This window comes from Nonomuraea sp. NPDC050663 (assembly GCF_044456985.1).
Lineage (GTDB): Bacteria > Actinomycetota > Actinomycetes > Streptosporangiales > Streptosporangiaceae > Nonomuraea.
Genome location: NZ_JBITGL010000012.1, coordinates 163,624 through 184,554, shown reverse-complemented (window position 1 = coordinate 184,554; position 20,931 = coordinate 163,624). Strand labels below are relative to the sequence as shown.

General features: G+C 69.8%; 19 protein-coding genes. 12 read left to right on the top strand and 7 right to left on the bottom strand.

What is annotated here, in order from left to right; genetic code table 11:
- Positions 1-479 precede the first annotated feature (479 nt).
- The gene (locus tag ACIBH1_RS32665) at positions 480-1,118 is read left to right on the top strand and encodes an NPCBM/NEW2 domain-containing protein (protein ID WP_397317820.1); all 639 of its coding nucleotides are present in this window, start codon (positions 480-482) and stop codon (positions 1,116-1,118) included.
- A 494-nt stretch (positions 1,119-1,612) separates the two neighbouring features.
- On the opposite strand, the gene ACIBH1_RS32660 is transcribed toward ACIBH1_RS32665, so the two are convergent.
- From ACIBH1_RS32660 to ACIBH1_RS32645, 4 genes are read right to left on the bottom strand one after another with little or no spacing between them, the layout of a single operon-like run.
- Positions 1,613-2,053 (bottom strand): response regulator, encoded by a 441-nt coding sequence (locus tag ACIBH1_RS32660; protein ID WP_397317819.1) that lies wholly within the window; start codon positions 2,051-2,053, stop codon positions 1,613-1,615.
- Positions 2,046-3,527 (bottom strand): ATP-binding protein, encoded by a 1,482-nt coding sequence (locus tag ACIBH1_RS32655; RefSeq protein ID WP_397317818.1) that lies wholly within the window; start codon positions 3,525-3,527, stop codon positions 2,046-2,048. Before ACIBH1_RS32655 ends, ACIBH1_RS32660 begins: the two co-directional genes overlap by 8 nt.
- A gap of 2 nt (positions 3,528-3,529) precedes the next feature.
- On the bottom strand, positions 3,530-4,666 hold the full coding sequence (locus tag ACIBH1_RS32650) for a PP2C family protein-serine/threonine phosphatase (protein ID WP_397317817.1): 1,137 nt from the start codon (positions 4,664-4,666) through the stop codon (positions 3,530-3,532).
- A 6-nt stretch (positions 4,667-4,672) separates the two neighbouring features.
- Entirely contained in the window at positions 4,673-5,602 is a 930-nt protein-coding gene (locus ACIBH1_RS32645; protein WP_397317815.1) for a LysR family transcriptional regulator, read from the bottom strand.
- Between the two features lie 134 nt (positions 5,603-5,736).
- On the opposite strand from ACIBH1_RS32645, the gene ACIBH1_RS32640 reads away from it, so the two are divergent.
- Genes ACIBH1_RS32640 through ACIBH1_RS32630 form a run of 3 tightly spaced genes read left to right on the top strand, consistent with a single transcriptional unit; the run spans position 5,737 to position 9,151 of the window.
- Positions 5,737-6,498 carry a succinate dehydrogenase cytochrome b subunit gene (locus ACIBH1_RS32640; RefSeq protein ID WP_397317814.1) on the top strand — a complete coding sequence of 254 codons (762 nt, stop codon included), beginning with the start codon at positions 5,737-5,739 and terminating at the stop codon, positions 6,496-6,498.
- Positions 6,495-8,420, top strand: coding sequence for a fumarate reductase/succinate dehydrogenase flavoprotein subunit (locus ACIBH1_RS32635; RefSeq protein WP_397317813.1), 1,926 nt, complete (start codon positions 6,495-6,497; stop codon positions 8,418-8,420). The genes ACIBH1_RS32640 and ACIBH1_RS32635 overlap by 4 nt, the downstream gene beginning before the upstream one ends.
- The gene (locus ACIBH1_RS32630) at positions 8,417-9,151 is read left to right on the top strand and encodes a succinate dehydrogenase/fumarate reductase iron-sulfur subunit (RefSeq protein WP_397317812.1); all 735 of its coding nucleotides are present in this window, start codon (positions 8,417-8,419) and stop codon (positions 9,149-9,151) included. The genes ACIBH1_RS32635 and ACIBH1_RS32630 overlap by 4 nt, the downstream gene beginning before the upstream one ends.
- Before the next feature lie 61 nt (positions 9,152-9,212).
- Here the strand turns inward: ACIBH1_RS32630 and ACIBH1_RS32625 are convergent, their stop codons facing one another.
- Entirely contained in the window at positions 9,213-9,794 is a 582-nt protein-coding gene (locus ACIBH1_RS32625) for a TetR/AcrR family transcriptional regulator (RefSeq protein WP_397317811.1), read from the bottom strand.
- Between the two features lie 75 nt (positions 9,795-9,869).
- Between ACIBH1_RS32625 and ACIBH1_RS32620 the strand changes: the two genes are divergently transcribed.
- The 5 genes from ACIBH1_RS32620 to ACIBH1_RS32600 all read left to right on the top strand — a co-directional run bounded on the left by ACIBH1_RS32620 (position 9,870) and on the right by ACIBH1_RS32600 (position 13,483).
- Positions 9,870-11,093, top strand: a complete 1,224-nt coding sequence (locus ACIBH1_RS32620; RefSeq protein WP_397317810.1) for a glycosyltransferase — start codon at positions 9,870-9,872, stop codon at positions 11,091-11,093.
- Positions 11,094-11,194: 101 nt separating this feature from the next.
- Entirely contained in the window at positions 11,195-11,524 is a 330-nt protein-coding gene (locus ACIBH1_RS32615; protein WP_397317809.1) for a YciI family protein, read from the top strand.
- Between the two features lie 4 nt (positions 11,525-11,528).
- On the top strand, positions 11,529-12,683 hold the full coding sequence (locus ACIBH1_RS32610) for an RNA polymerase sigma factor (protein ID WP_397317808.1): 1,155 nt from the start codon (positions 11,529-11,531) through the stop codon (positions 12,681-12,683).
- 46 nt (positions 12,684-12,729) lie between these two features.
- Positions 12,730-13,137: a VOC family protein gene (locus ACIBH1_RS32605; RefSeq protein ID WP_397317807.1), complete on the top strand. Its 408-nt coding sequence runs from the start codon at positions 12,730-12,732 to the stop codon at positions 13,135-13,137.
- A 22-nt stretch (positions 13,138-13,159) separates the two neighbouring features.
- Positions 13,160-13,483 carry a nuclear transport factor 2 family protein gene (locus tag ACIBH1_RS32600; RefSeq protein WP_397317806.1) on the top strand — a complete coding sequence of 108 codons (324 nt, stop codon included), beginning with the start codon at positions 13,160-13,162 and terminating at the stop codon, positions 13,481-13,483.
- On the opposite strand, the gene ACIBH1_RS32595 is transcribed toward ACIBH1_RS32600, so the two are convergent.
- A complete protein-coding gene (locus tag ACIBH1_RS32595; protein WP_397317805.1) occupies positions 13,473-16,061 on the bottom strand; it encodes an ATP-binding protein in 2,589 nt (862 codons plus the stop codon). The two genes, ACIBH1_RS32600 and ACIBH1_RS32595, sit on opposite strands and share 11 nt — an antisense overlap.
- A 137-nt stretch (positions 16,062-16,198) precedes the next feature.
- On the opposite strand from ACIBH1_RS32595, the gene ACIBH1_RS32590 reads away from it, so the two are divergent.
- A complete protein-coding gene (locus ACIBH1_RS32590) occupies positions 16,199-17,314 on the top strand; it encodes an FAD-binding oxidoreductase (RefSeq protein ID WP_397317804.1) in 1,116 nt (371 codons plus the stop codon).
- Here ACIBH1_RS32590 and ACIBH1_RS32585 read toward each other — a convergent pair.
- On the bottom strand, positions 17,289-17,936 hold the full coding sequence (locus tag ACIBH1_RS32585; protein WP_397317803.1) for a phosphotransferase: 648 nt from the start codon (positions 17,934-17,936) through the stop codon (positions 17,289-17,291). The two genes, ACIBH1_RS32590 and ACIBH1_RS32585, sit on opposite strands and share 26 nt — an antisense overlap.
- A 126-nt stretch (positions 17,937-18,062) precedes the next feature.
- Here ACIBH1_RS32585 and ACIBH1_RS32580 point away from each other — a divergent pair, with 126 nt between their 5' ends.
- The gene (locus tag ACIBH1_RS32580; RefSeq protein ID WP_397317802.1) at positions 18,063-19,205 is read left to right on the top strand and encodes a nitrate/nitrite transporter; all 1,143 of its coding nucleotides are present in this window, start codon (positions 18,063-18,065) and stop codon (positions 19,203-19,205) included.
- Positions 19,206-19,245: 40 nt separating this feature from the next.
- Positions 19,246-20,931: an ABC transporter ATP-binding protein gene (locus ACIBH1_RS32575; protein ID WP_397317801.1), complete on the top strand. Its 1,686-nt coding sequence runs from the start codon at positions 19,246-19,248 to the stop codon at positions 20,929-20,931.

The window sequence follows — 20,931 nt, the reverse complement described above, 5'->3', positions numbered from 1 at the left end:
TGGCACCCGCACTCAGCTGGTCAGACGCCATTCGTTCTGGCCCACCTGCGATTCGGGCCCCGCGTCTGCAGCGACATGGACGTTCCCGCCCCGGTGGTGCGGACTGCACCCTGGGCATTAGTGGGAGAGCTTCTTTATCCGAATATCCTTTTTGCCTCGTGAGGGCGAAATGTCTCTTTCATCAAATATTGGGCCATGTCGAGGATATTCAAGCCAGGAGCTCCCGGCGTTATGCTCCGCGAGCACTAAAGCGGGGGTATATCGAACTTCCTGGAGCTACCATGAAGGCCTAGCCGGTGGCTGGCAGCGTTTGTGTTCCAACCGCTGTGGGATGGAGGCTCGTGAGCCGCGCGCAGTCATCTTCACCTGCGTCCTCGCGGCGCCCTCGATGGCGTCGTTACCTTGCGCGACCGGAGTGGCAAGGTATTGCTGGCATTATCGGCGCTCTTGCGCTCATCGTCACGATCGTAGGCCTGATAGTGACTGGCTACTTCAATGAGCCCCTCGGAAATGCCAAATCTGCGGAACCGGTGCCGATCGTGGCCTCCTCCACACCTGCTCCACCATCACCGGCTTCTTCGCCAACCTCGTCCGGTTCACCCGTCGGTACTGCGGCAAGCCAGCAGACGACCTCTGCGGAAGCTGAGACTGAATCGGCCGCGCCCGCGGTGTTTCTCGAAGAATTGCCGGTCGTCGCCGCCAGATTTCACCCCCGCCTTGGAGCGTCCTTCTCCTCGGAGAACGATGCCGGATTCGTAGGATTTCAAACCGGCGTGATAGAGGCTGGCGGCAACGCCCTCTCTCACTCGATCTACAAGCCGCGCTTCTCCGCAGGAGATGAAGCGTTTGTGGAGTACAACCTCTCCAGGGACTACTCGGTGCTCTCGTTCCAGGCTGTGCTTGACGATTCGTCCGACACGGACGGCGAGGTCAGCTTCGAGATTCTTGTCGATGGCAAATCGGCAAAGCGGGTAACGGCAGCCTTTGGGTCGCCTGCTGAGGTATCGATTTCGATCAAGGATTCGCTCCGTCTGCGTATCGCCATCGTGCGCCTCGATCGCGGTACGCGGCATGTAACAGCTGGGATGGGGGAGGCTACGGCAACCTTGGCGAGGTGATGCGCCATGGCTGTGGAAGTCGGACCAAGGCAGACGCGTTCTCCTCGATCCCTGGGGCCGGAGATCTTGGCGGACACGGGTAGGCTGTCGCGCACCTGTCGGCAAGCAGGCTGCTGAATTACTGTGGCCGGTCTGGGCGGACGTCCTTGGCCCGCCGGGGCGGGTCTCCGCGCAGCTAAGGTCGCAGGAAATCGCCAATTGATGCGTGGCTTCGACCATTCCCGGATGAGCCTCGCGGAACCAGGTCAACAACCGCCTCGTCGTCAAAGCCAAATGTTCCGCCCCTGGCGGGGGCGGCTTAGTCCGTGCTGCTGACCGACGCGGTGGCTGCTCCACGAGACCGGGCTGAATCAGAAAGCCTTCGACAATGGCGACGACCGGGGGTCCGGGGGCCGGAAGGCTCCCGGCAGGGGACTTGGGGGGCTCGGCCCCCCAATGAAGGGAGCCCGAGCAAGGCCAGCGCCGAAGGCGCGCGACCGGCGAGGACCATGCAGTTAAGGGTTGCCCGGTAGTTTCACCACGGTGACGAAGAAGTCGTCGATCTGCCGCACCACCCGAATGAACTGCGAGAAATCCACCGGCTTGGTCACATACGCATTCGCATGCAGCTGGTAGCTCCGCAGGATGTCCTCCTCCGCCTCCGAGGTCGTGAGCACCACCACCGGGATCGTCCGCAGTGTTGCGTCGGCCTTGATCTCGCTGAGCACCTCGTGCCCGTCCTTACGCGGAAGGTTGAGGTCCAGCAGGATGAGGTCGGGCCGGGGTACTCCGGTGTAGGGCTCGTTCTGGCGCAGGAATGACATGGCCTGCTCGCCGTCGCTCACCACGTGGAGCCGGTTCTGCACTTTGTTGAGCTCGAACGCCTCTTGCGTGAGCAGCACGTCTCCGGCGTCGTCTTCGACGAGTAGCACCTCGATGGGGTGCATGTCAGGCATCGTCCGCTCCTCGTAGCGTCCAGCGCACCGTGGTGCCGGGGGAGGCCGAGGTGTCCACCCAGATGGTGCCGCCGTGATTTTCGACGATTTTACGGCAGAGCGCGAGGCCGATGCCCGTGCCGGGGTAGGCCTCTCGCGGGTGCAGCCGCTGGAAGATGATGAAGATGCGCTCGGCGTATTTGGCGTCGATGCCGATGCCGTTGTCGGCGCAGGAGAATTCCCATGTCCCGTCGTCGGTCTGGCGGGCGCCGATGTGGACGGCCGGGGTGGCGTCGGTGCGGAATTTGAGCGCGTTGCCGATGAGGTTCTGGAAGAGCTGCGTGAGGTGGGTGCGGTTGCCGCGCACCTTGGGCATCGGGTCGTGGGTGATGACGGCGTCGGTGTGGTCGATCTGGGCTTCGAGGTTGTGCAGGGCGGCGCGGAGGGGGACGGCGCTGTCGAGGGTGGTGATCTCGCCGCCCATGCGGCCGACGCGGGAGAAGTCGAGCAGGTCGTTGATGAGCAGTTGCATGCGTTTGGCGCCGTCGACCGTGAACGTGATGTATTGCTTGGCCCGTTCGTCGAGCTGCTCGCCGTACCTCTGTTCGAGCAGCTGGGTGAAGCTGGCGACCTTGCGCAGGGGTTCCTGGAGGTCGTGGCTGGCCACGTAGGCGAACTGCTCGAGGTCGCTGTTGGAGCGGCGGAGTTCGGTGGCCTGGCCTTCCGACAGCTGCAGTTGCTGGACGATCTCGCGGCGCATGCCGTCGATGTGGCCGGAGAGGGTTTCGAGTTCGGCGGGCCGGTCGACGTGGATGGTGCGGTCGAAGTCGCCCTTGGCGACGCCGTCGACCTGGCGGGCCAGCTCGGAGATGGGGCGGATGACGAAGTTGCGCACGATGAGGCCGAGGATGACGAGCAGGGCGATGATGACGGCGAGGACGACGCCGATGGCGAGGTAGACCTCGCGGGCCCGGTCCTCGATGGCGATCTTGGCGGCGGCGTGGCGTCGTTCGAGGGTGGTGCGTTCGCGGCTGAGGGCTTCGCGAGCGGGGCTCATGCGTTCGGCGCCGTGTCGTGCCAGGACGGTGTTGGGCGGGGCGCCGGCGATGAGCTTCTCGGCGTATTCGGTGCGCCAGGTCAGAGCCGTGCGGGCGATCTCCTGCAGGCCGGTGCGGTCGTCCGGGACCAGCCGGTTCAGTTCGCGCAGGGCCACTTCCTCGGCGGCCACCGCGCGCCGGTAGTTGTCGGCGAACTGCGGGTCCTGGGTGAGGGCGAAGGTGCGGGCCGAGCCTTCCTGCATCGACAGGGCGAGGGTGAGGTCGAGGGTGCGCATGGTGGCCGGGTCGATGACGTTGATGATGTCGTCTCGCGCGTTGTCGAGCTGGTGCAGGCTGTTCAGTGTCGCGGCGGTGCCGGCGACGAGGACGAGGGCGCCGACGATGCTGGCGAAGAGGAACCAGCGGCCCACGGGCAGGGTGCGCAGCCGATCGCTCATGATCATCCCTTCCGGGAGACCAGGACGGCGGCCACGTCGTCGTTGATCTCGGTGACCCCCTGGATGATCCGGTCGAGGTCGATCTGGCCGTGCTCCTTGATGATCTTGATGAGTCCTTCGGTGCCCAGCAGGTCGCTGCCGTCGCCGACGGTGGCCTCGATGAGCCCGTCGGTGTAGACGAGCAGGGACCAGTCTTCGCCGAGCCGTACGTCGACCGGGGTCCATTCGATGCCGGAGAAGATGCCCAGCGGCGGCCCCGACGGGGAGGCGGAGACCGAGATAGGGTCGCCGTCGCCGCGCAGCAGCAGCGGGGAGGGGTGGCCCACGACGTACATGCGCGCCTGGCACTGGTCGGGGGAGATCGTCACGGTGCAGAGCGTCGTGAAGATCTCTGGGGACTTGCGCTCGGTCTTCAGGAGCGTGTCCATGACCGTGAGCAGGGCGTTGTCGCTCTGACCGGCGAGCACGAGGGTGCGCCAGGCGATGCGCAGGGCGACGCCGAGCGCGGCCTCGTCGGGCCCGTGCCCGCACACGTCGCCCACGACCATGTGGACCGCGCCGTCGGCGGTCTCGACCGTGTCGAAGAAGTCGCCCGCGAGCAGGGCGCGCTCGCGGCCCGGCCGGTAGCGGGAGGTGTGTTCGAGCGTGGTCGTGCGCAGGATCGGGTTGGGCAGCAGGCCGCGTTCGAGCCGGGCGTTCTCCTTGGCGGTCAGCTGCGCCTGGACCAGGTTGATCTGGGCGATGTCGGCGCGCTTGCGTTCCATGGAGTAGCGCACGGCGCGGGCCAGCAGCCGGGCGTCGACGTCCTGTTTGACCAGGTAGTCCTGGGCGCCGGCCTGCACGGCGGCCACGCCCATGTGCACGTCGCGGGTGCCGGTCAGCACCAGCACGGCGGCGTGCGGCGCCATTCTCAGCACCTCTTCGAGGGCTTCCAGGCCGTGGGCGTCGGGCAGCGACAGGTCGACGAGCACGCATTGGATGTCGGAGGTCAGCCGCGCACGGCTCTCCTCGAGGCTGCGCACCCAGATCAGCTTGGGCGGCACCTCGGCCTGCTGCAGCAGCTCTTCCACGAGGAAGGCGTCTCCGGCGTCATCCTCGATGAGCAGGAGAGTCAGCGGGACATCCAGGGTCTGTGTCATCGCCACTTATTTTGCGATGAGCTCGAGCCCCTGCGGAAGAGTGCTCTCGTGTGAGGCTTCCGCGAGGAAGAACAGGAGGGTGTCACGGAAGGCCCGCGCGGCCCTGGTGGGCTCGACGTCCTTGCGGTGGGCCAGGGCGATCGTACGGCGGAGCCCGGGCGGCGCCAGCGGGGTGCCGGCCAGTCCTGGACGGCCGTCGAGCACCATGGACGGAACCACGGCGACCCCCAATCCGGACTCGACGAAACGCAGCACGGCGTCCATCTCGCCGCCCTCGACAGCGTAGCGGGGTTCGAACCCGGCCTGGCGGCAGGCGGTGAGGGTCGCCTCGCGCAGGTCGTACCCGCGCCGGAACATGACGAGCGGGGTGCCGCGCAGGTCCTCGATCCGCAGGTACGGCTTGCGCGGCGCCTGGGAGGAGGGCGTGGCGACGACCAGGTTCTCGCGCAGGATCTCCTCGGTGACCAGGGCTGGGTCGTCGCTCTGCAGGGGCATGATGATCAGCGCCAGGTCGAGCTGGCCGCGGGCGAGGGTGCGGACCAGGTCGCGGGAGCCGCCCTCCTCGACCAGGAGCTCGATGCCGGGGTAGGTCAGGTGGAAGCGCGCCAGCGCGTCGGCCAGGAGTCCGGCGCACAGACTGGGTGTGGCGCCGAGCCGTACCCTGCCTCTGCGCAGTCCGGCGAGTTCCGCTACCTCGCGACGGGCGGTGTCGGCGTCGGCGAGCATGCGCCTGGCCAGGGGGAGCAGGGCCTCGCCGGCGGGGGTGAGGGTGACGTTGCCGCGGGCGCGGGAGAACAGGGGGGCGCCGAGGTCGTCTTCGAGGGCTTTGATCTGCTTGCTGAGGGACGGCTGGGCGACGCGCATCCGTTCCGCGGCCTGGGTGAAATGTCGGGTTTCTGCCACTGCTACGAAGTAAGCGAGCTGCTGTAGCTGCATGTGAGATTAGTCGCATTCACCGGGGCGGATTCCTTATGCCCGCCGTACAAACAACGGATCATAGCCTATGGCTATCGAAACGAGAGATGTGATGACTTGGACGGATCATTGCTGGATATCTAGCCTTCGAAAACGTGACAGCCACGATAGAGCGCGGTTCCGCCACCGCACCGGTGACCCCCGCCACCCCGCCGCCCACTCCCGTGCGCAAGCCGGGCAAGAAGCCCACGTCGTTCCTGGGGTCCTCGAACGGCAAGAAGGTCGTCATGGCCGTCACGGGCGCGATCATGATCAGCTTCCTGGTGCTGCACATGCTCGGGAACCTGAAGATCTTCGCCGGCCGCGAGTCCTTCAACGAATACGCGCACTGGCTGCGCACGCTGCTTGAGCCGTTCGTGCCCTACCGCACGGTGCTGACCCTGCTGGAGATCGGCCTGGTGGCCGCGGTCGTGCTGCACATGTGGGCCGCCATCTCGCTGGCTCGCCGCGCGCACAAGGCCCGCCCGGTCAAGTACGTTGCCAAGAAGTCGAAGGCCACCGGCTACGCGACGCACATCATGCGCTGGGGCGGCGTCACCATCGTGATCTTCCTGGTCTGGCACCTGCTCGACCTGACCTTCGGTGTGGTCAACCCGAAGGGCTTCGACTCGCTGCCCGCCGACCGCATGATCGCCGGGTTCGACCCCTCGCGCTGGTGGGTAACCCTCTTCTATGTCGTGGCGGTCGTCATGGTCGGCCTCCACCTGCGGCACGGCGTCTGGAGCATGTTCCAGACCCTCGGCTTGGCCGCCAAGCGCTACCAGGTGCTGAAGGCCGCCGCCGCGCTGCTGTCCGCGGTGCTCGTCGTGGGCTTCCTCGCGCCGCCGCTCGCCATCATGATCGGAATCGTCAAGTGATCGACTTCACCGAAGGCTCGCCCATCCGCGACACGAAGGCTCCCGAGGGGCCGATCGAGGAGCGGTGGGACACGCGCAAGTTCAAGGCCCGCCTGGTCAACCCGGCCAACAAGCGCAAGCTCAACGTCATCGTGGTCGGCACCGGCCTGGCCGGCGGCTCGGCCGCCGCGACCCTGGGCGAGCTCGGCTACAACGTCAAGTCGTTCTGCTACCAGGACTCGCCCAGGCGCGCGCACTCCATCGCCGCGCAGGGCGGCATCAACGCCGCCAAGAACTACCGCGGCGACGGCGACTCGATCTACCGGCTGTTCTACGACACCGTCAAGGGCGGCGACTTCCGCGCCCGCGAGTCGAACGTCTACCGCCTGGCCCAGGTCTCGGTGAACATCATCGACCAGGCCGTGGCGCAGGGCGTGCCGTTCGCGCGTGAGTACGGCGGCCTGCTCGACACCCGCTCCTTCGGCGGCGCCCAGGTCTCGCGGACCTTCTACGCGCGCGGCCAGACGGGCCAGCAGCTGCTGCTGGGCGCCTACCAGGCGCTGGAGCGGCAGATCGCGGCCGGGACCGTGGAGATGTTCACCCGGCACGAGATGCTGGAGCTGATCATGTTCGACGGCCGGGCGCGCGGCATCATCGTGCGCGACATGGTCACCGGCGAGATCGAGCGGCACCTGGCCGACGCCGTCGTGCTGGCGACCGGCGGCTACGGCAACGTCTTCTTCCTGTCGACCAACGCCAAGGGCTGCAACACCACGGCGATCTGGCGGGCGCACGAGAAGGGCGCCTACTTCGCCAACCCCTGCTACACGCAGATCCACCCGACCTGCATCCCGGTCTCCGGCGAGTACCAGTCGAAGCTGACCCTGATGTCGGAGTCACTGCGCAACGACGGCCGCGTGTGGGTGCCCCTCGCCAAGGGCGACACCCGCGCCCCAGGAGACATCCCGGAGGAGGAGCGCGACTACTACCTGGAGCGCATCTACCCCTCCTTCGGCAACCTGGTCCCGCGTGACATCGCCTCCCGCGCCGCCAAGAACGTCTGCGACGAGGGCCGCGGCGTCGGCCCCGGAGGGCTCGGCGTCTACCTGGACTTCGCCGACGCGATCAAGCGCCTCGGGCGCGACGCCGTCGAGAAGAAGTACGGCAACCTCTTCGAGATGTACGAGCGCATCACCGGCGAGAACCCCTACGACGTGCCGATGCGCATCTACCCGGCCGTGCACTACACGATGGGCGGCCTGTGGGTCGACTACGACCTGCAGTCGTCGATCCCCGGCCTGTTCGTGATCGGTGAGGCCAACTTCTCCGACCACGGCGCCAACCGCCTGGGCGCCTCCGCGCTGATGCAGGGCCTGGCCGACGGCTACTTCGTGCTGCCGACCACGCTGGGCGACTACCTGGCCGACGGCCCCTTCGACGAGGTCGACGACCAGGTCGTGGCCGAGGCCGAGATCGCCGTCCGCAAGAAGATCGACAGGCTGCTGTCGGTCAACGGCGAGCGCACGCCCGACTCCTTCCATCGGGAGCTCGGCAAGATCATGTGGGACTACTGCGGCATGGAGCGCACCGACGAGTCGCTGCGCAAGGCCCTGGAGCTCATCCCCTCCCTGCGTGAGGAGTTCTGGCGCAACGTCAAGGTCTCCGGCACCGCCGAGGAGCTCAACCAGGTGCTGGAGAAGGCCGGCCGCGTCGCCGACTTCTTCGACCTGGCCGAGCTGATGTGCCTGGACGCCCTGGTGCGCACCGAGTCGTGCGGCGGCCACTTCCGCGCCGAGTCGCAGGACGCCGACGGCGAGGCGCTGCGCGACGACGAGAACTTCGCCTACGTCGCCGCCTGGGAGCGCACGCCCGACGGGCCGGTGCTGCACAAGGAAGCGCTTGAGTACGACTACGTCAAGATGAGCCAGCGGAGCTACAAGTGAACCTGACCCTCAACGTCTGGCGCCAGAAGGGCCCCGAGGACGCCGGCCGGATGGTGAAGTACAAGGTCAAGGACGTCTCCCCTGACATGTCCTTCCTGGAGATGCTCGACGTCCTCAACGAGCGTCTCATCCTCGACGGCGACGACCCGATCGCCTTCGACCACGACTGCCGCGAGGGCATCTGCGGCATGTGCGGCATGGTCATCAACGGCGTCGCCCACGGCGAGCAGGTGGCCACCACCACCTGCCAGCTGCACATGCGTCACTTCGAGGACGGCGCCACGATCACCATCGAGCCGTGGCGCGCGGCCCCCTTCCCGGTCGTCAAGGACCTGGTCGTGGACCGCTCGGCCTTCGACCGCATCATCCAGGCGGGCGGCTTCGTCTCCGTGCCCGCCGGCTCGGCCCCCGACGCCCACTCGGTGCCGGTGCGCAAGGACGACGCCGACGCGGCGTTCGACGCGGCCACCTGCATCGGCTGCGGCGCCTGCGTCGCGGCCTGCCCGAACGGCTCGGCCTCGCTGTTCACCGCCGCCAAGATCACCCACCTGTCGCTGCTGCCGCAGGGCCAGCCGGAGCGCCTGTCGCGCGCCAAGGCGATGGTGGAGCAGATGGACGCCGAGGGCTTCGGCGGCTGCACGAACACCGGCGAGTGCACGGCGGTGTGCCCGAAGGGGATCCCGCTGGACACGATCGCCCAGATGAACGCGGACTTCCTCAGGGCCAACTAGGCCCTTCGCCGCGAAAGCCGCACCCCGTCGTCCGAGGGGTGCGGCTTTCGCGTTCCCGGACCTACGCGCGCAGGCGCGCCACGTGATGGTCGAGCGCCCGCTCCGCCTCCTGCGGCGAGTAGTGGCCCACCAGGATCGGATGGACCATTCCCTGGGCGAAGGCGAACAACAACACCGCCTCGGCCTCCGCGTCGTGTTCCGTCCCCAGCTGCCCCGCCTCCTGCGCCGCCCTGAACTGCCCGGCGTAGAACTCCAGGACGTACGGCATGCCCTGCCGCACCATGGCCGCCAGGTCCTCCGACACGACCGACCTGGCCAGGAACGCCAGCCCGATCCTGGCCTCGAAGCGGCGCTCCTCGTCGAGCGGCAGGAGTTCGAGGATCGCCGATCGCAGCAGTGCCAGCGGGTCGTCCGGTGACAGAGCGGCGATCCTGAGCCCGATCCGCGTGTTCAGGTGCTGGAAGGCCAGCCGGAGCATCTCCTCCTTGGTGCCGACGTAGTGTTGCACCGCGCCCATGGACATGCCGGCCTCGCCCGCGACCTCCCGGAGGCTGACGCTGTCGAGGCCGCGGGCGTCGATCAGGCGGTGGACGGCGTCGGCGATGTGACGCCTGCGCGACTCGTGGTCGACGATCTTGGGCATGCGGAAGTTTTCCAATGCGAGTGTATGAAAAACGGTTTATGATGCGAGTGCATTGTAATAACCGGGGAGGCTCGCATGCGGGTTCTGATCGTCGGCGTCGGCACCCGGGGCGACGTGGCCCCCTATACCGGGCTGGGAGCCAGGCTGCGCGACGCGGGGCACGAGGTGGCGATCGCCTGCCACCAGGCCTACGGCCCGCTGGTCACGGGGGCCGGGCTGGAGCACCGGGTCATCGCGGGAGACCCGCTCGCGCTCCTGTCCGCAGGGAAGGGCGGGGCGCGGGTCTCGCTCGCCGCCAAGGCCGCGATGTTCGCGCAGTACGGCAGGCAGGTCGCCGACGGCATCGTCGAGGCGGCAGGGAAGGGCGCTGACATCCTGCTCCTCAACGTGCCCGCCTCCGCCGGATACCACGTGGCCGAGGCCATGGGCGTGCCCAGCATGGGCGTGCACCTGCAGCCGGTCGAGCCGACCGGCGACTTTCCTCCGGTCGTGAGCGCCTGGGGCGCCTCCCTCGGACGACGGGGGAACCGCACGGTGGCCCGGCTCGGCTTCGCCGTACCCTCACCAGCCCACGCCGGGTCGGCCAAGGCGCTGCGCGCCCGGCTCGGGCTCGCGCCGATGAGCTCGCGTGCCGTCTACCGGCGCCGGGAGTCGGAACGATGGCCAGTGCTGCACGGGTTCAGCCCGCGGGTGCTGCCCCGCCCATCGGACTGGCGCGAAGGGCTGGAGGTCGTCGGTTACTGGTGGCCGCAGCGTCCGCCCGGCTGGGCGGGCGGCGAGGTCCTGACCGACTTCCTGGAATCGGGGCCGCCGCCGGTCTTCGTCGGCTTCGGCAGCCAGGCGGCCGGGATGGCCGAGCGGCTGACCGAGGTGGCCGTGCGGGCCCTGCGGCTGGCCGGGCTGCGCGGGGTGCTGCAGACCGGCGTGCCTGGGGTGCTGGCGGACGACGTGCTCGGGGTCGGGGAGGTGCCGCACGACTGGCTCTTCCCCCGCATGGCCGCGGTCGCACACCACTGCGGGAGCGGCACCACGGGGGCGGGGCTGGCGGCGGGTGTCCCGTCCGTGGCGTTGCCGGCGGTTCGCGATCAGCGGTTGTGGGGAGCGCGGCTGGCGGCGCTCGGTGTGACGCCCGACGTGATCCCGTTCCGGTCGCTGACGGCCGAGCGACTGGGCGCGGCGCTCGCGTCCGCGGTGTCGGAGGGCTCTTACCGCAGCAGGGCCCGGGAACTCGCCGCCGCGCTCGCGGACGAGGACGGTGCCGCGGCCGTGGTCGAGGCGGTGAAGCGGGCGGGGCGGTGACATGCTGTGGGGGCCGGCCTAGCCGCATCAGGTCCCACAACATCGGCCACCTTTGTCCGGAAGGCCGCGCCCCGTTCGTCATCCAGGTGAAAGGAGCGACCATGAAATACATGATGTTCGTCTGCACCGACACCGAGCCCGACACGGATCCGTCGCCCGAGCCCGACATCGAGGTCTGGGTCGAGGAGAACGACACCAGGGGCCGCCGCCTCGACGGCAGCGTGCTCGGGGCGAGGTCGTCGGCGACGACGGTGCGGGTGCGCAACGGGCAGTTGCTCGTCTCCGACGGGCCCTTCGCCGAGACCAAGGAGTTCATCGTCGGCTACGACCTGCTGGAGTGCGCCGACCTGGACGAGGCGATCGAGGTCGCCAGGGCGCACCCGATGGCGCGTGGCGGCAGGCTGGAGCTGCGCCCCCTGGTGGACCTGTAATCGCATGACCGTGTACGACACGGTCGAGGCCGCCGCCCGTGACGCCTATCCCAGGATCGTGGCCACCCTGATCCGCGTCACGGGCGAGTGGAGCCTGGCCGAGGACTGCGCCCAGGAGGCGCTGGCGCTGGCGTTGCAGCGCTGGCCGTCCGGCGGCGTGCCCGCAAACCCGGGCGGCTGGCTGATGACGGTGGCCAGGAACCGGGCGATCGACCAGCTCAGGCGGGCGGCGGTGGAGCGCAGGAAGCTGGCCGAGCTGATCCCGCAGGAGTCCGCGCCCGTGGAGGAACCGGTGGTCGACGACCGGCTGAGGTTGATCTTCACCTGCTGCCATCCGGCGCTGTCGCTGGAGGCGAGGGTGGCGCTGACGTTGCGCACGATCTGCGCGGTGCCGACCCCTGACATCGCCCGCGCGTTCCTGGTCACCGATTCGACCATGACGAGGCGGCTGACCAGGGCCAAGACGAAGATCGCCGATGCCCGCATCCCGTACAGGGTGCCGACGGGCCGGTCGCTGACCGAGCGGCTGCCGGGGGTGCTGGCGGTGCTGTACCTGCTGTTCACCCACGGCTACAACGGTTACCCGGCCTTCGCGGAGGAGGCGATTCGGCTGGCGCGCCTGCTGCGCGAGCTGATGCCGGGCGAGCCGGAGGCGGGCGGGCTGCTGGCCCTCTTCCTGTTCCAGCATTCGCGCCGCGACGCCCGCGTCGACGACGAGGGCAACCTGCTCACCTTCGACCGCCAGGACCGTGGCCGCTGGGACCAGGAGATGATCGCCGAGGGTCTCGACCTGCTGGCCGCGATCGACGGCGAGGGTCCCTACACGTTGCAGGCCCGCATCGCCGCTTCGCACGCCACCGCCACCGACTGGACGTTCGTCGCCGCCTGCTACGACCGGCTGGCGGAGCTGCAGCCCTCGCCCGTGGTGGAGCTCAACCGCGCGGTGGCGCACAGCTACGCGTTCGGCCCGCAGGAGGGGCTGGCGCTGCTGGAGAAGGTGGATCTCGGCGACTATTCGCTGGCCGTGGCCGCCGAGGCTGACATGGTCGCCAGGTCCGGCGACCGGGCGCGGGCGGCGGCGCTCTTCCGCCGGGCCGCGGAGCTGAGCTCGTCGGAGGCCGAACGCGAGGCCCTGCTGAGGAGATCTAACGACCTTTGACGTCAAACGGGTGGTAGAGCGAGATGTCCAGGTGAATGGTGAAGGCATGACTTCTCGCCTCAACCCGTACATCTCCTTCACCAACGGTGACGCCCGCCAGGCCATGGAGTTCTACCAGGGCGTCTTCGGCGGCGAGCTGATCCTGAACACCTTCGGCCAGTACGGCATGCCCGACAGCCCGGAGGCCGACAAGATCATGCACGGCCAGCTCGAAACCCCGTCCGGCTACACGATCATGGGAGCCGACCTTCCCCCGGGCATGGAGCACACCCCCGGCCACTCCATCGTGATCTGCCTGAACGGCGACGACGACGTGCTGCGCGAGTACTTCGCCAAGCTCAAGGAGGGCGGCCACGTCGAGATGGAGCTGGAGAAGCAGATGTGGGGCGACGAGTACGGCGCCTGCACCGACCGCTTCGGTGTCCAGTGGATGGTCAACCTCAGCTCGTCGTGAGCCGTTCTGCCACCATGGCGCCATGACAGCCAGTGATCTCGCCCAGCGCCAGCTCGACGCCTACAACGCCCACGACCTGGAGGCGTTCGTCGCCTGCTACGCCGAGGACGTCCTCGTGCTCGCGGGCGACCAGGTCCAGGGCAAGGGGCACGACTACCTGCGCGAGCGCTACACGCCGCAGTTCACCGCCAGGTCCTGCCGCGCCGACCTGCTGAACCGGGTCGAGCAGGGCGAATGGGTGGTCGACCACGAGCACGCCTTCGGCACCGCGCGCGGCGAGGTCAAGCTGCTGGTCGCCTACCATGTGGCCGACGGCGCCATCGACCGCGTCATCTTCATGTTCTGAGCAGCTCCAGCGTGCACTCGCGCTCGAAGTGGGCCGCGATGCGCTCCCAGGCGGCCGCGGAGGCCTCCAGCATGTCGCGGTCGCCGGTGAGGCGGCCCCGGGCGCGCAGCAGGCAGGCCGCGGCCCAGTCGTTGCCCTCGCCCGCGCCGGCCGCCTGGTCGAGCATCCCGGCAGCGCCGGGAAGGCCCGCGGCCACCGCCAGCTCGGCCGCCGCGGCCGTGGCGTACCGTTCGAAGCGGCCGGGCACCATCTCGGCCAGGCCGCGCTCCACGAGCTCCTGCGCGTCGTCGAACCGCCGGGTGTGCACGGCGATGAGGGCGTCGGCGAAGGCCGAGAAGGCCACCAGATCGCGCGAGGGCGTCAGCGACCGGGCGCGGTCGAACCACGTGCGCGCCCGCTCGTGGTCGTCGTTGAGGCTGCACCCGAGAGCGACCGCGTAGACGGCCATCGACAGCCAGTGCCCCGGCGTGCTGCCCGCCGACGCCCGGCTGTCCCACATCACCGTGCCGTGCCTGAGCGCCTGCTCGAACTCGCCCATCAGCACCAGCGGCGGCACCAGCTTGGTCAGCAGGATCGCCTGGTGGCTGCCGACGAGGTCGTCGTCGCTGCTGCGGTGGGCGATCGAGAGCGCTCCCGGCAGGTCGCCGGTGGCCAGGGCGTAGGAGGAGGCCGAGTGGTAGGCGTCGACGATCTCGATGCCGGCGCGCGGGTCGTGGCGGTCCAGCCGGTCGATCAGCTCGACGCGCTCCTCGGAGATCGTGTACGCCTGCCGTACCTCGCCGAGCCTGGCGCGGGCCGAGAGGAGGGCGTCGAGCGCGCCGCTCAGCAGCACCGGGTCGTCGGCGACCAGGGCGGCGGTGATCGCGCGCTCGGCGTGCTCCAGCTTGGCCGTGGCGTTCTCGGGGCCCGACCTCCAGGCCAGCGCGGCGGCCACGTGCGCCTCGACGGCCGGGTCGTCCTGCGGGGCCGGGTCGATGGCGGGCAGGTCGTCGCCGGACGTGCCGGTGGCGAAGCCGAAGCCCCCGTGCCGCAGCGCGGTGGTGACGGCGCGGCTCTGGGAGATCGTGCGATCCCGGCCGCCGGTCAGGTCGGCGGCGGCGAGGTAGAGCGCGAAGGCGTCCCCGGCGGCGGCCGTGGCGAGCGCGATGTCGGCGGCGCTCCACAGATCGTGCGCGGCCTCCTCCGGTGAGGGCGCCAGCTCGGACGCCTGCCGGTAGCGGTCACGCGCTTCGCGCAGGAAGCGCCGCGCGTAGGCGAGGTGCCCGAGCGAGCGGGCCAGCCGGTGCCTGTCCGGCTCGTGCCCCTCGACCTCCAGCGCCGCCCGCAGGTCGGCGGCGACGTCGTCGAAGCCCGCCCGCCACCCCTCGGGCCAGGCCTCCAGCGCGGCGGCCCGGCCGGCGGCCCACTCGAGGTGCCGATGTCGTACGGCGGAGCGTTCGTCGCCGAGCTGCTCCCAGGCGAAGGCGCGCACGGTCTCCAGCAGCCTCCAGCGCTGGCCGTCGCGCACCACCAGGCTCTTGTCCGCCAGCCTGGCCAGCCCGTCGACCGCGCCCAGCCGGTCGCCCGTCAGGGCGGTGACGGCGTCGAGGTCGAAGGCGCCGGCGAAGACCGACAGCCGGTGGAACAGCGCCCGTTCCTCGTCGTCGAGCAGCTCGTGGCTCCAGGCGAGCACGGCACGCAGCGAGCGGTGCCGCTCGTCGCCGCCGCGCCCGCCGGACAGCAGGCGCAGGGAGTCGTCGAGCGCGGCCAGCAGCCCGTCGGGGCCGAGCGCGGCGCTGCGGGCGGCGGCCAGTTCGATGGCCAGCGGCACGCCGTCGAGGCGGGCGCAGATCTCGGCGATCACGGAGGGGTCGGCGGCGAAGGCGGGATCGGCGGCGCGGGCCCTGTCGAGGAAGAGCAGCTCGGCGTCGGAGGCCGCGCCGCCCAGGGGGAGCGGGGCGACGGGGACGACCCGCTCGCCCGGCACCCCGAGCCGCTCCCGGCTGGTGGCCAGCACGCGGGTGCCAGGGCACGACGACAGGATCCGGTCGGCGAAGGCGGCCACCGAGTCGAGCACGTGCTCGCAGTTGTCGAGCACCAGCACCGAGTCACGCGAGCCGAGCCGCTCGGCCACGGCGTCGGCGAGCGGCTGCTCGGAGCGCTCGATGACGCCCAGGGCGGCGGCGACCGCCTGCACCACGAACTCGGAGCGCACCGGCACCAGGTCGACGAACGCCCCGCCGTACCCCAGGGAGCCGGCGACGACGGTGGCCAGCCTGGTCTTGCCCACCCCGCCGGGGCCCAGCAGGGTGACCAGGCGCGACTCCTTGCAGGCCCCGGCGACCGCGGCCTGCTCGTCGAGGCGGCCGACGAAGGTGCTGCGGGCCGCGGGCAGTCCCACCACCTGCTCGGTGCCCGGCGCCACCGTGCCGGCCAGCGCGGCAAGCGCGCGGCGGTCGGCCACGCCGTACTTGCGCAGCAGCGAGGAGACGTGGCTCTCGACCGTACGCACGGAGATGTGGAACTTCCGGGCGATCTCGGCGTTCGTCAACCGCTGCCCGAGTGCGGACAGCACCTCTGCCTCACGTTCGGAAATCACACGGACCACCGTACTTCCGTGGTCGTTCCGTGGTGACCACGGATGTCCCGCACCCACCCAGAAAGACACGCTATGAGCGATGAGTTCGCCACCCGGCGAAGGTCTACCGAACAGACCCACTGAAGGAGACAGAAGAGATGCTCACCACCCAGCGCCAGACCGTCCACCTGCCCGGTTCCGAGGCCTACGAGGCCCTGCGCAAGCCGCTGAACGCCGCCCTGGACCCGCGTCCCGCGATGGTCGTCGAGGCGTACGGCGTGGCCGACGTCAGGGCCGCGGTGCTGACCGCCACCGAGCGGAACCTGCCGCTCGCCGTGCAGGCCACCGGCCACGGCACCCACACCGAAGCCAACGGGGCGTTGCTGCTGCGCACCACGAACATGGACGAGGTGGAGATCGACCCCATCCGCCGCGTCGCCAAGGTCGGCCCCGGCGCCCGCTGGGGAGCGGTCATCGACGCCGCCGCGCCGTACGGGCTGGTCCCGCTGGCCGGATCGTCGCGCGACGTCGGCGTCACCGGCTTCACGCTGGGCGGCGGCGTGGGCTGGCTGTCCAGGAGGTACGGCTTCGCGGCCGACAGCGTGATCCGCGCCCAGGTCGTGACCGCCGACGGCCGCCTGGTCTGCACCGACGAGCACCCCGACCTGCTGTGGGCGCTCAAGGGCGGCGGCGGCAGCTTCGGCCTGGTCACCGAGCTGGAGTTCCGGCTCTACCCGGTCAAGCAGGTCTGGGCCGGCATCATCCCCTTCCAGGGCGACTACCGCGCGCTCACCGAGAAGGCGCCCGACACGATGAGCACGGCCCTGATCATCAGCCCCGAGGGCACCAAGCTGAAGGTCATGTCGACCGTGCCCGTCGAGGGCTTCGAGGCGATCCCGTTCCGCGAGGCGGTCATGGGCGGCACCCCCGCCAGGCACCTCGACTTCTTCACCGGCCTGCACGACGACGTCATGGAGACGGCGGTCGAGGCGGGCAGGCAGGCGACCGTGGAGATCCGCCACTGGGGCGGCGCCATGGCCGGCCACCGCGGGCCCGTGGCCGCGGCGAACGCCTCCTACTCCGTGATCGTCAGCGAGGCGCTGCCCGGCCTGTCCGAGGCGTTCGGCCCGCACGCCACCGGCGGGTCGTTCCTGAACTTCCTGGCCGACACCGGCCGCACGCCCGACGCCTTCACCGGCTACGAGCGCCTGGCCGAGGTCAAGCGCGCGTGGGACCCGCGTGGCCTGTTCAGTGTCGGTCACTCCATCCGGTGACGGCCTCGATGCGCTCCAGCCACGTCTTCTCCGCCTCGCCGCCCGGCTCCCACCGGCTGCAGAACTCCAGCAGCTGGTGGCACCGGGCGAGCATCGCCGCCTGGCGTTCCGTCCACGAGGGCACCGGCCCGCCGTACGCCTCGAAGAAGTACGGCAGAGCGCCCACGTGCTCGGGGTGATGCATCCGCACGATCCACTCGCACCAGGCGAGATCCTCGATCGGCTCGCCCGCGTGGGCCCACTCCCAGTCGACGAGCGTGGCGCTCCCCAGATCCTCCAAGAGCATGTTGTTGGGCCCGAAGTCGCCGTGGACCAGCACCTTGCCGCTCCTGATCGGCATCGACTGCACCAGGTGGAGCAGCGTGCCGCAGGCCGTCAGCACCTCTCTCGCGTGACCGTCGTCGAGCAGGTCCTGTCCGTGCTCGCCCGCCACCCACCGGGTGGTCAGGCTGGTGTCGCTGACCTTGACCACCGCCGGCACCGGCAGCCGCCCCCGATAGCGTCTGAGCATCGTGCGCTCGGTGTGGAGCCGCTCCTCGGCGTCGGGCCCCTGATAGCACTTCACCACGTACACGCCGTCACCCGTAGTGCTGTTGGTGTAGCCGTGCCGCAGGTGTCCCATGAGGAGACATCCTCTCGCAGTCGGGCTCCGCTAGACGAGGGACGGGGCCGAACACGACACAAGTCGGGCCGAGAAAGCATGACCCCGCTTCGTCACCCAAAGTAGTGATCTGTTACACAGGGTGGTATGCAGGGGCGAAACTTGACGCTGGCCACGCTGGCCTTCGCGATCACCTTCTGGGCCTGGAACCTCATCGGGCCGCTGTCGGGCAGCTACAGCAAGGCGCTGGGGCTGTCGGCGACGCAGACCTCGATGCTGGTGGCCATCCCGGTGCTGGTCGGTTCGCTCGGCCGCATCCCGGTCGGAGTCCTGGCCGACAAGTTCGGCGGGCGGCTGATGTTCGCCGTCATCTGCTTCATCACGATCATCCCCGTGCTGTTCGTCGGCTGGTCGAACTCCTACGGGTCGTTGCTGTTCTGGGGCTTCGTGCTCGGCATCGGCGGCACCTCGTTCGCGGTCGGCATCCCGTTCGTCAACGCCTGGTACGAGCCCGCGCGACGGGGTTTCGCCACCGGCGTCTTCGGCGCCGGCATGGGCGGCACGGCCCTGTCGGCGTTCTTCACCCCGCGCCTGGTCGAGTCGCTGGGCCGGGGCGCCACCCACGTCGTGATCGCGATCGCGCTCGCCGTGATGGGCGTCATCATGCTGCTGGCCAGCCGCAACGCGCCGTCATGGCAGCCTTCCACCCAGCCGGCCATGCCCAGGATGAAGGAGGCGGCCAAGCTCAAGGCGACCTGGCAGTGCGCGTTCCTGTACGCCGTCGCCTTCGGTGGCTTCGTGGCCTTCTCCACCTACCTGCCCACCCTGCTCCAGAACGTCTACGAGTTCGCTCAGACCGAGGCAGGACTGCGCACCGCGGGCTTCTCCATCGCGGCCGTCATCGCCCGCCCGATCGGCGGCGTGCTGAGCGACCGGGTCGGCCCGGTCAAGATCCTCATGGCCTCCTTCGCCGGGGCCGCGGTCATGGCGGTGGTGCTGTGCTTCAACCCGCCGCTGGAGTTCGCCGCGGGCGCCAGCTTCGTCCTGATGGCCTTCTTCCTGGGCCTGGGCACCGGCGGCGTCTTCGCCCTGGTGGCCAAGCTGGTCGAGCCGCAGCGCGTCGGAACCGTCACCGGCCTCGTCGGCGCGGCCGGCGGCCTCGGCGGCTACTTCCCGCCGCTGGTCATGGGCGCGGTCTACGAGACGACCGGCGCCTACACGATCGGCTACCTGCTGCTGGCCGCCACCGCCCTGGCGGCGTTCATCTACACCCGCATGCTGAGAAAATGATTTGCCTGGTCAGGGGGCCGTTTGCCAACCTTGACAGGCTATGCGAACCCTCCCCGAAGCCGATCCCGGCACCCCTGACATCCGCGGCGCGCTCCGCTACCTGTGGTGGAACGCGCGCCGCCAGGCGACCCCGCTCCTGACGGGCATCGCCTTCGCCGTGCTGTGGTGGCTGGCGCAGGCGTTCGTCCCGTTCATCCTGGGCAAGGGCGTCGACGCGGTGACGGGCAAGGACACCGGCGCGCTGATGACCTGGTCGGCGGTGCTGCTCGGGCTGGGCCTGCTGCAGGCCTTCGCGGGCATCATGCGCCACCGCTACGCCGTCTACAACTGGCTGGCCGCCGCCTACCGCACCGTCCAGGTGACCACGCGGCAGGCCACCCGCCTCGGCGCGACGCTGCCCAAGCGGCTGTCGACCGGCGAGGTCGTCAGCGTCGGCAACTCCGACATCGCCCACATCGGCAACGCGATGGACATCCTCCTGCGCGGCACCGGCGCGGTCGTCGCCATCGCCACGATCACCATCATCATGCTCTCCACCTCGGTGGAGCTCGGCCTGATGGTGCTGATCGGCGTGCCGCTCATGGCCGCGGCCGTCGGACCCCTGCTCCGGCCGCTGCACAAGCGGCAGAAGCACCAGCGCGACCTGCAGGGCGAGCTGTCGACCAGGGCCGCCGACATCGTGGCGGGCCTGCGGGTCCTGCGCGGCGTGGGCGGCGAGAAGGTCTTCGCCGACCGCTACCGCGAGGAGTCCCAGTCCGTACGGCACGCGGGCGTGCGCGTGGTCCGCGTCGAATCGCTGCTCGAAGGCGCCCAGATCCTGCTGCCCGGCCTGCTGATCGCCGCGGTCACCATGGTCGGCGCCACCTTCGCCGTCGGCGGCCAGATCACCGTCGGCCAGCTGGTCGCCTACTACGCCTACTCGGTCTTCCTGATCGCCCCGATGCGCACCCTCATCGAGGCCGCCGACAAGCTCACCAAGGGCGCCGTCGCGGCCAAGCGGGTGATCCGCATCCTGTCGATCGAGCCCGAGGTCAGCGGCGGCACCGCCGGCTCGCTCGGCGGCGAGCTGCGCGACCTGGCCAGCGGCGTGCGCGTCCGTGAGGGCGAGCTGACCGCGCTGGCCACCTCGACCACCGAGCAGGCGATCGAGATCGCCGACCGGCTCGGCCGCTACAGCGACGGCCGCGTGCTGTTCGGCGACACCGACCTGGCCACGCTGCCGATCGACGAGGTGCGCTCGCGCATCCTGGTCGCCGACAACGGCGCCCGCCTGTTCACCGGGCGGCTGCGCGACGAGCTCGGAGTGCGCGACGCCGACGACTCCCTCATCAGGGAGGCGCTGCACGCCGCCTGCGCCGACGACATCGTGGAGGCGCTGCCCGACGGCCTGGAGGCGCAGGTGGCCGAGTCGGGCCGCGAGTTCTCCGGCGGCCAGCAGCAGCGCCTTCGCCTGGCGCGGGCGCTGATCGCCGACCCGGAGGTGCTGATCCTGGTCGAGCCGACCAGCGCGGTCGACGCCCACAGCGAGGCCCGCATCGCTGAGCGGCTGGTCAAGGCGCGCGCCGGGAAGACCACGCTGATCTGCACCACCAGCCCGCTGGTCCTCGACCGCACCGACCACGTCATCTACGTCGAGGACGGCAGCGTGCTGGCCGAGGGCACCCACCGGTCGCTGCTGGCCGGCTCCAGGGAGTACGCCATGACCGTCACGAGAGGGGAGGACTGA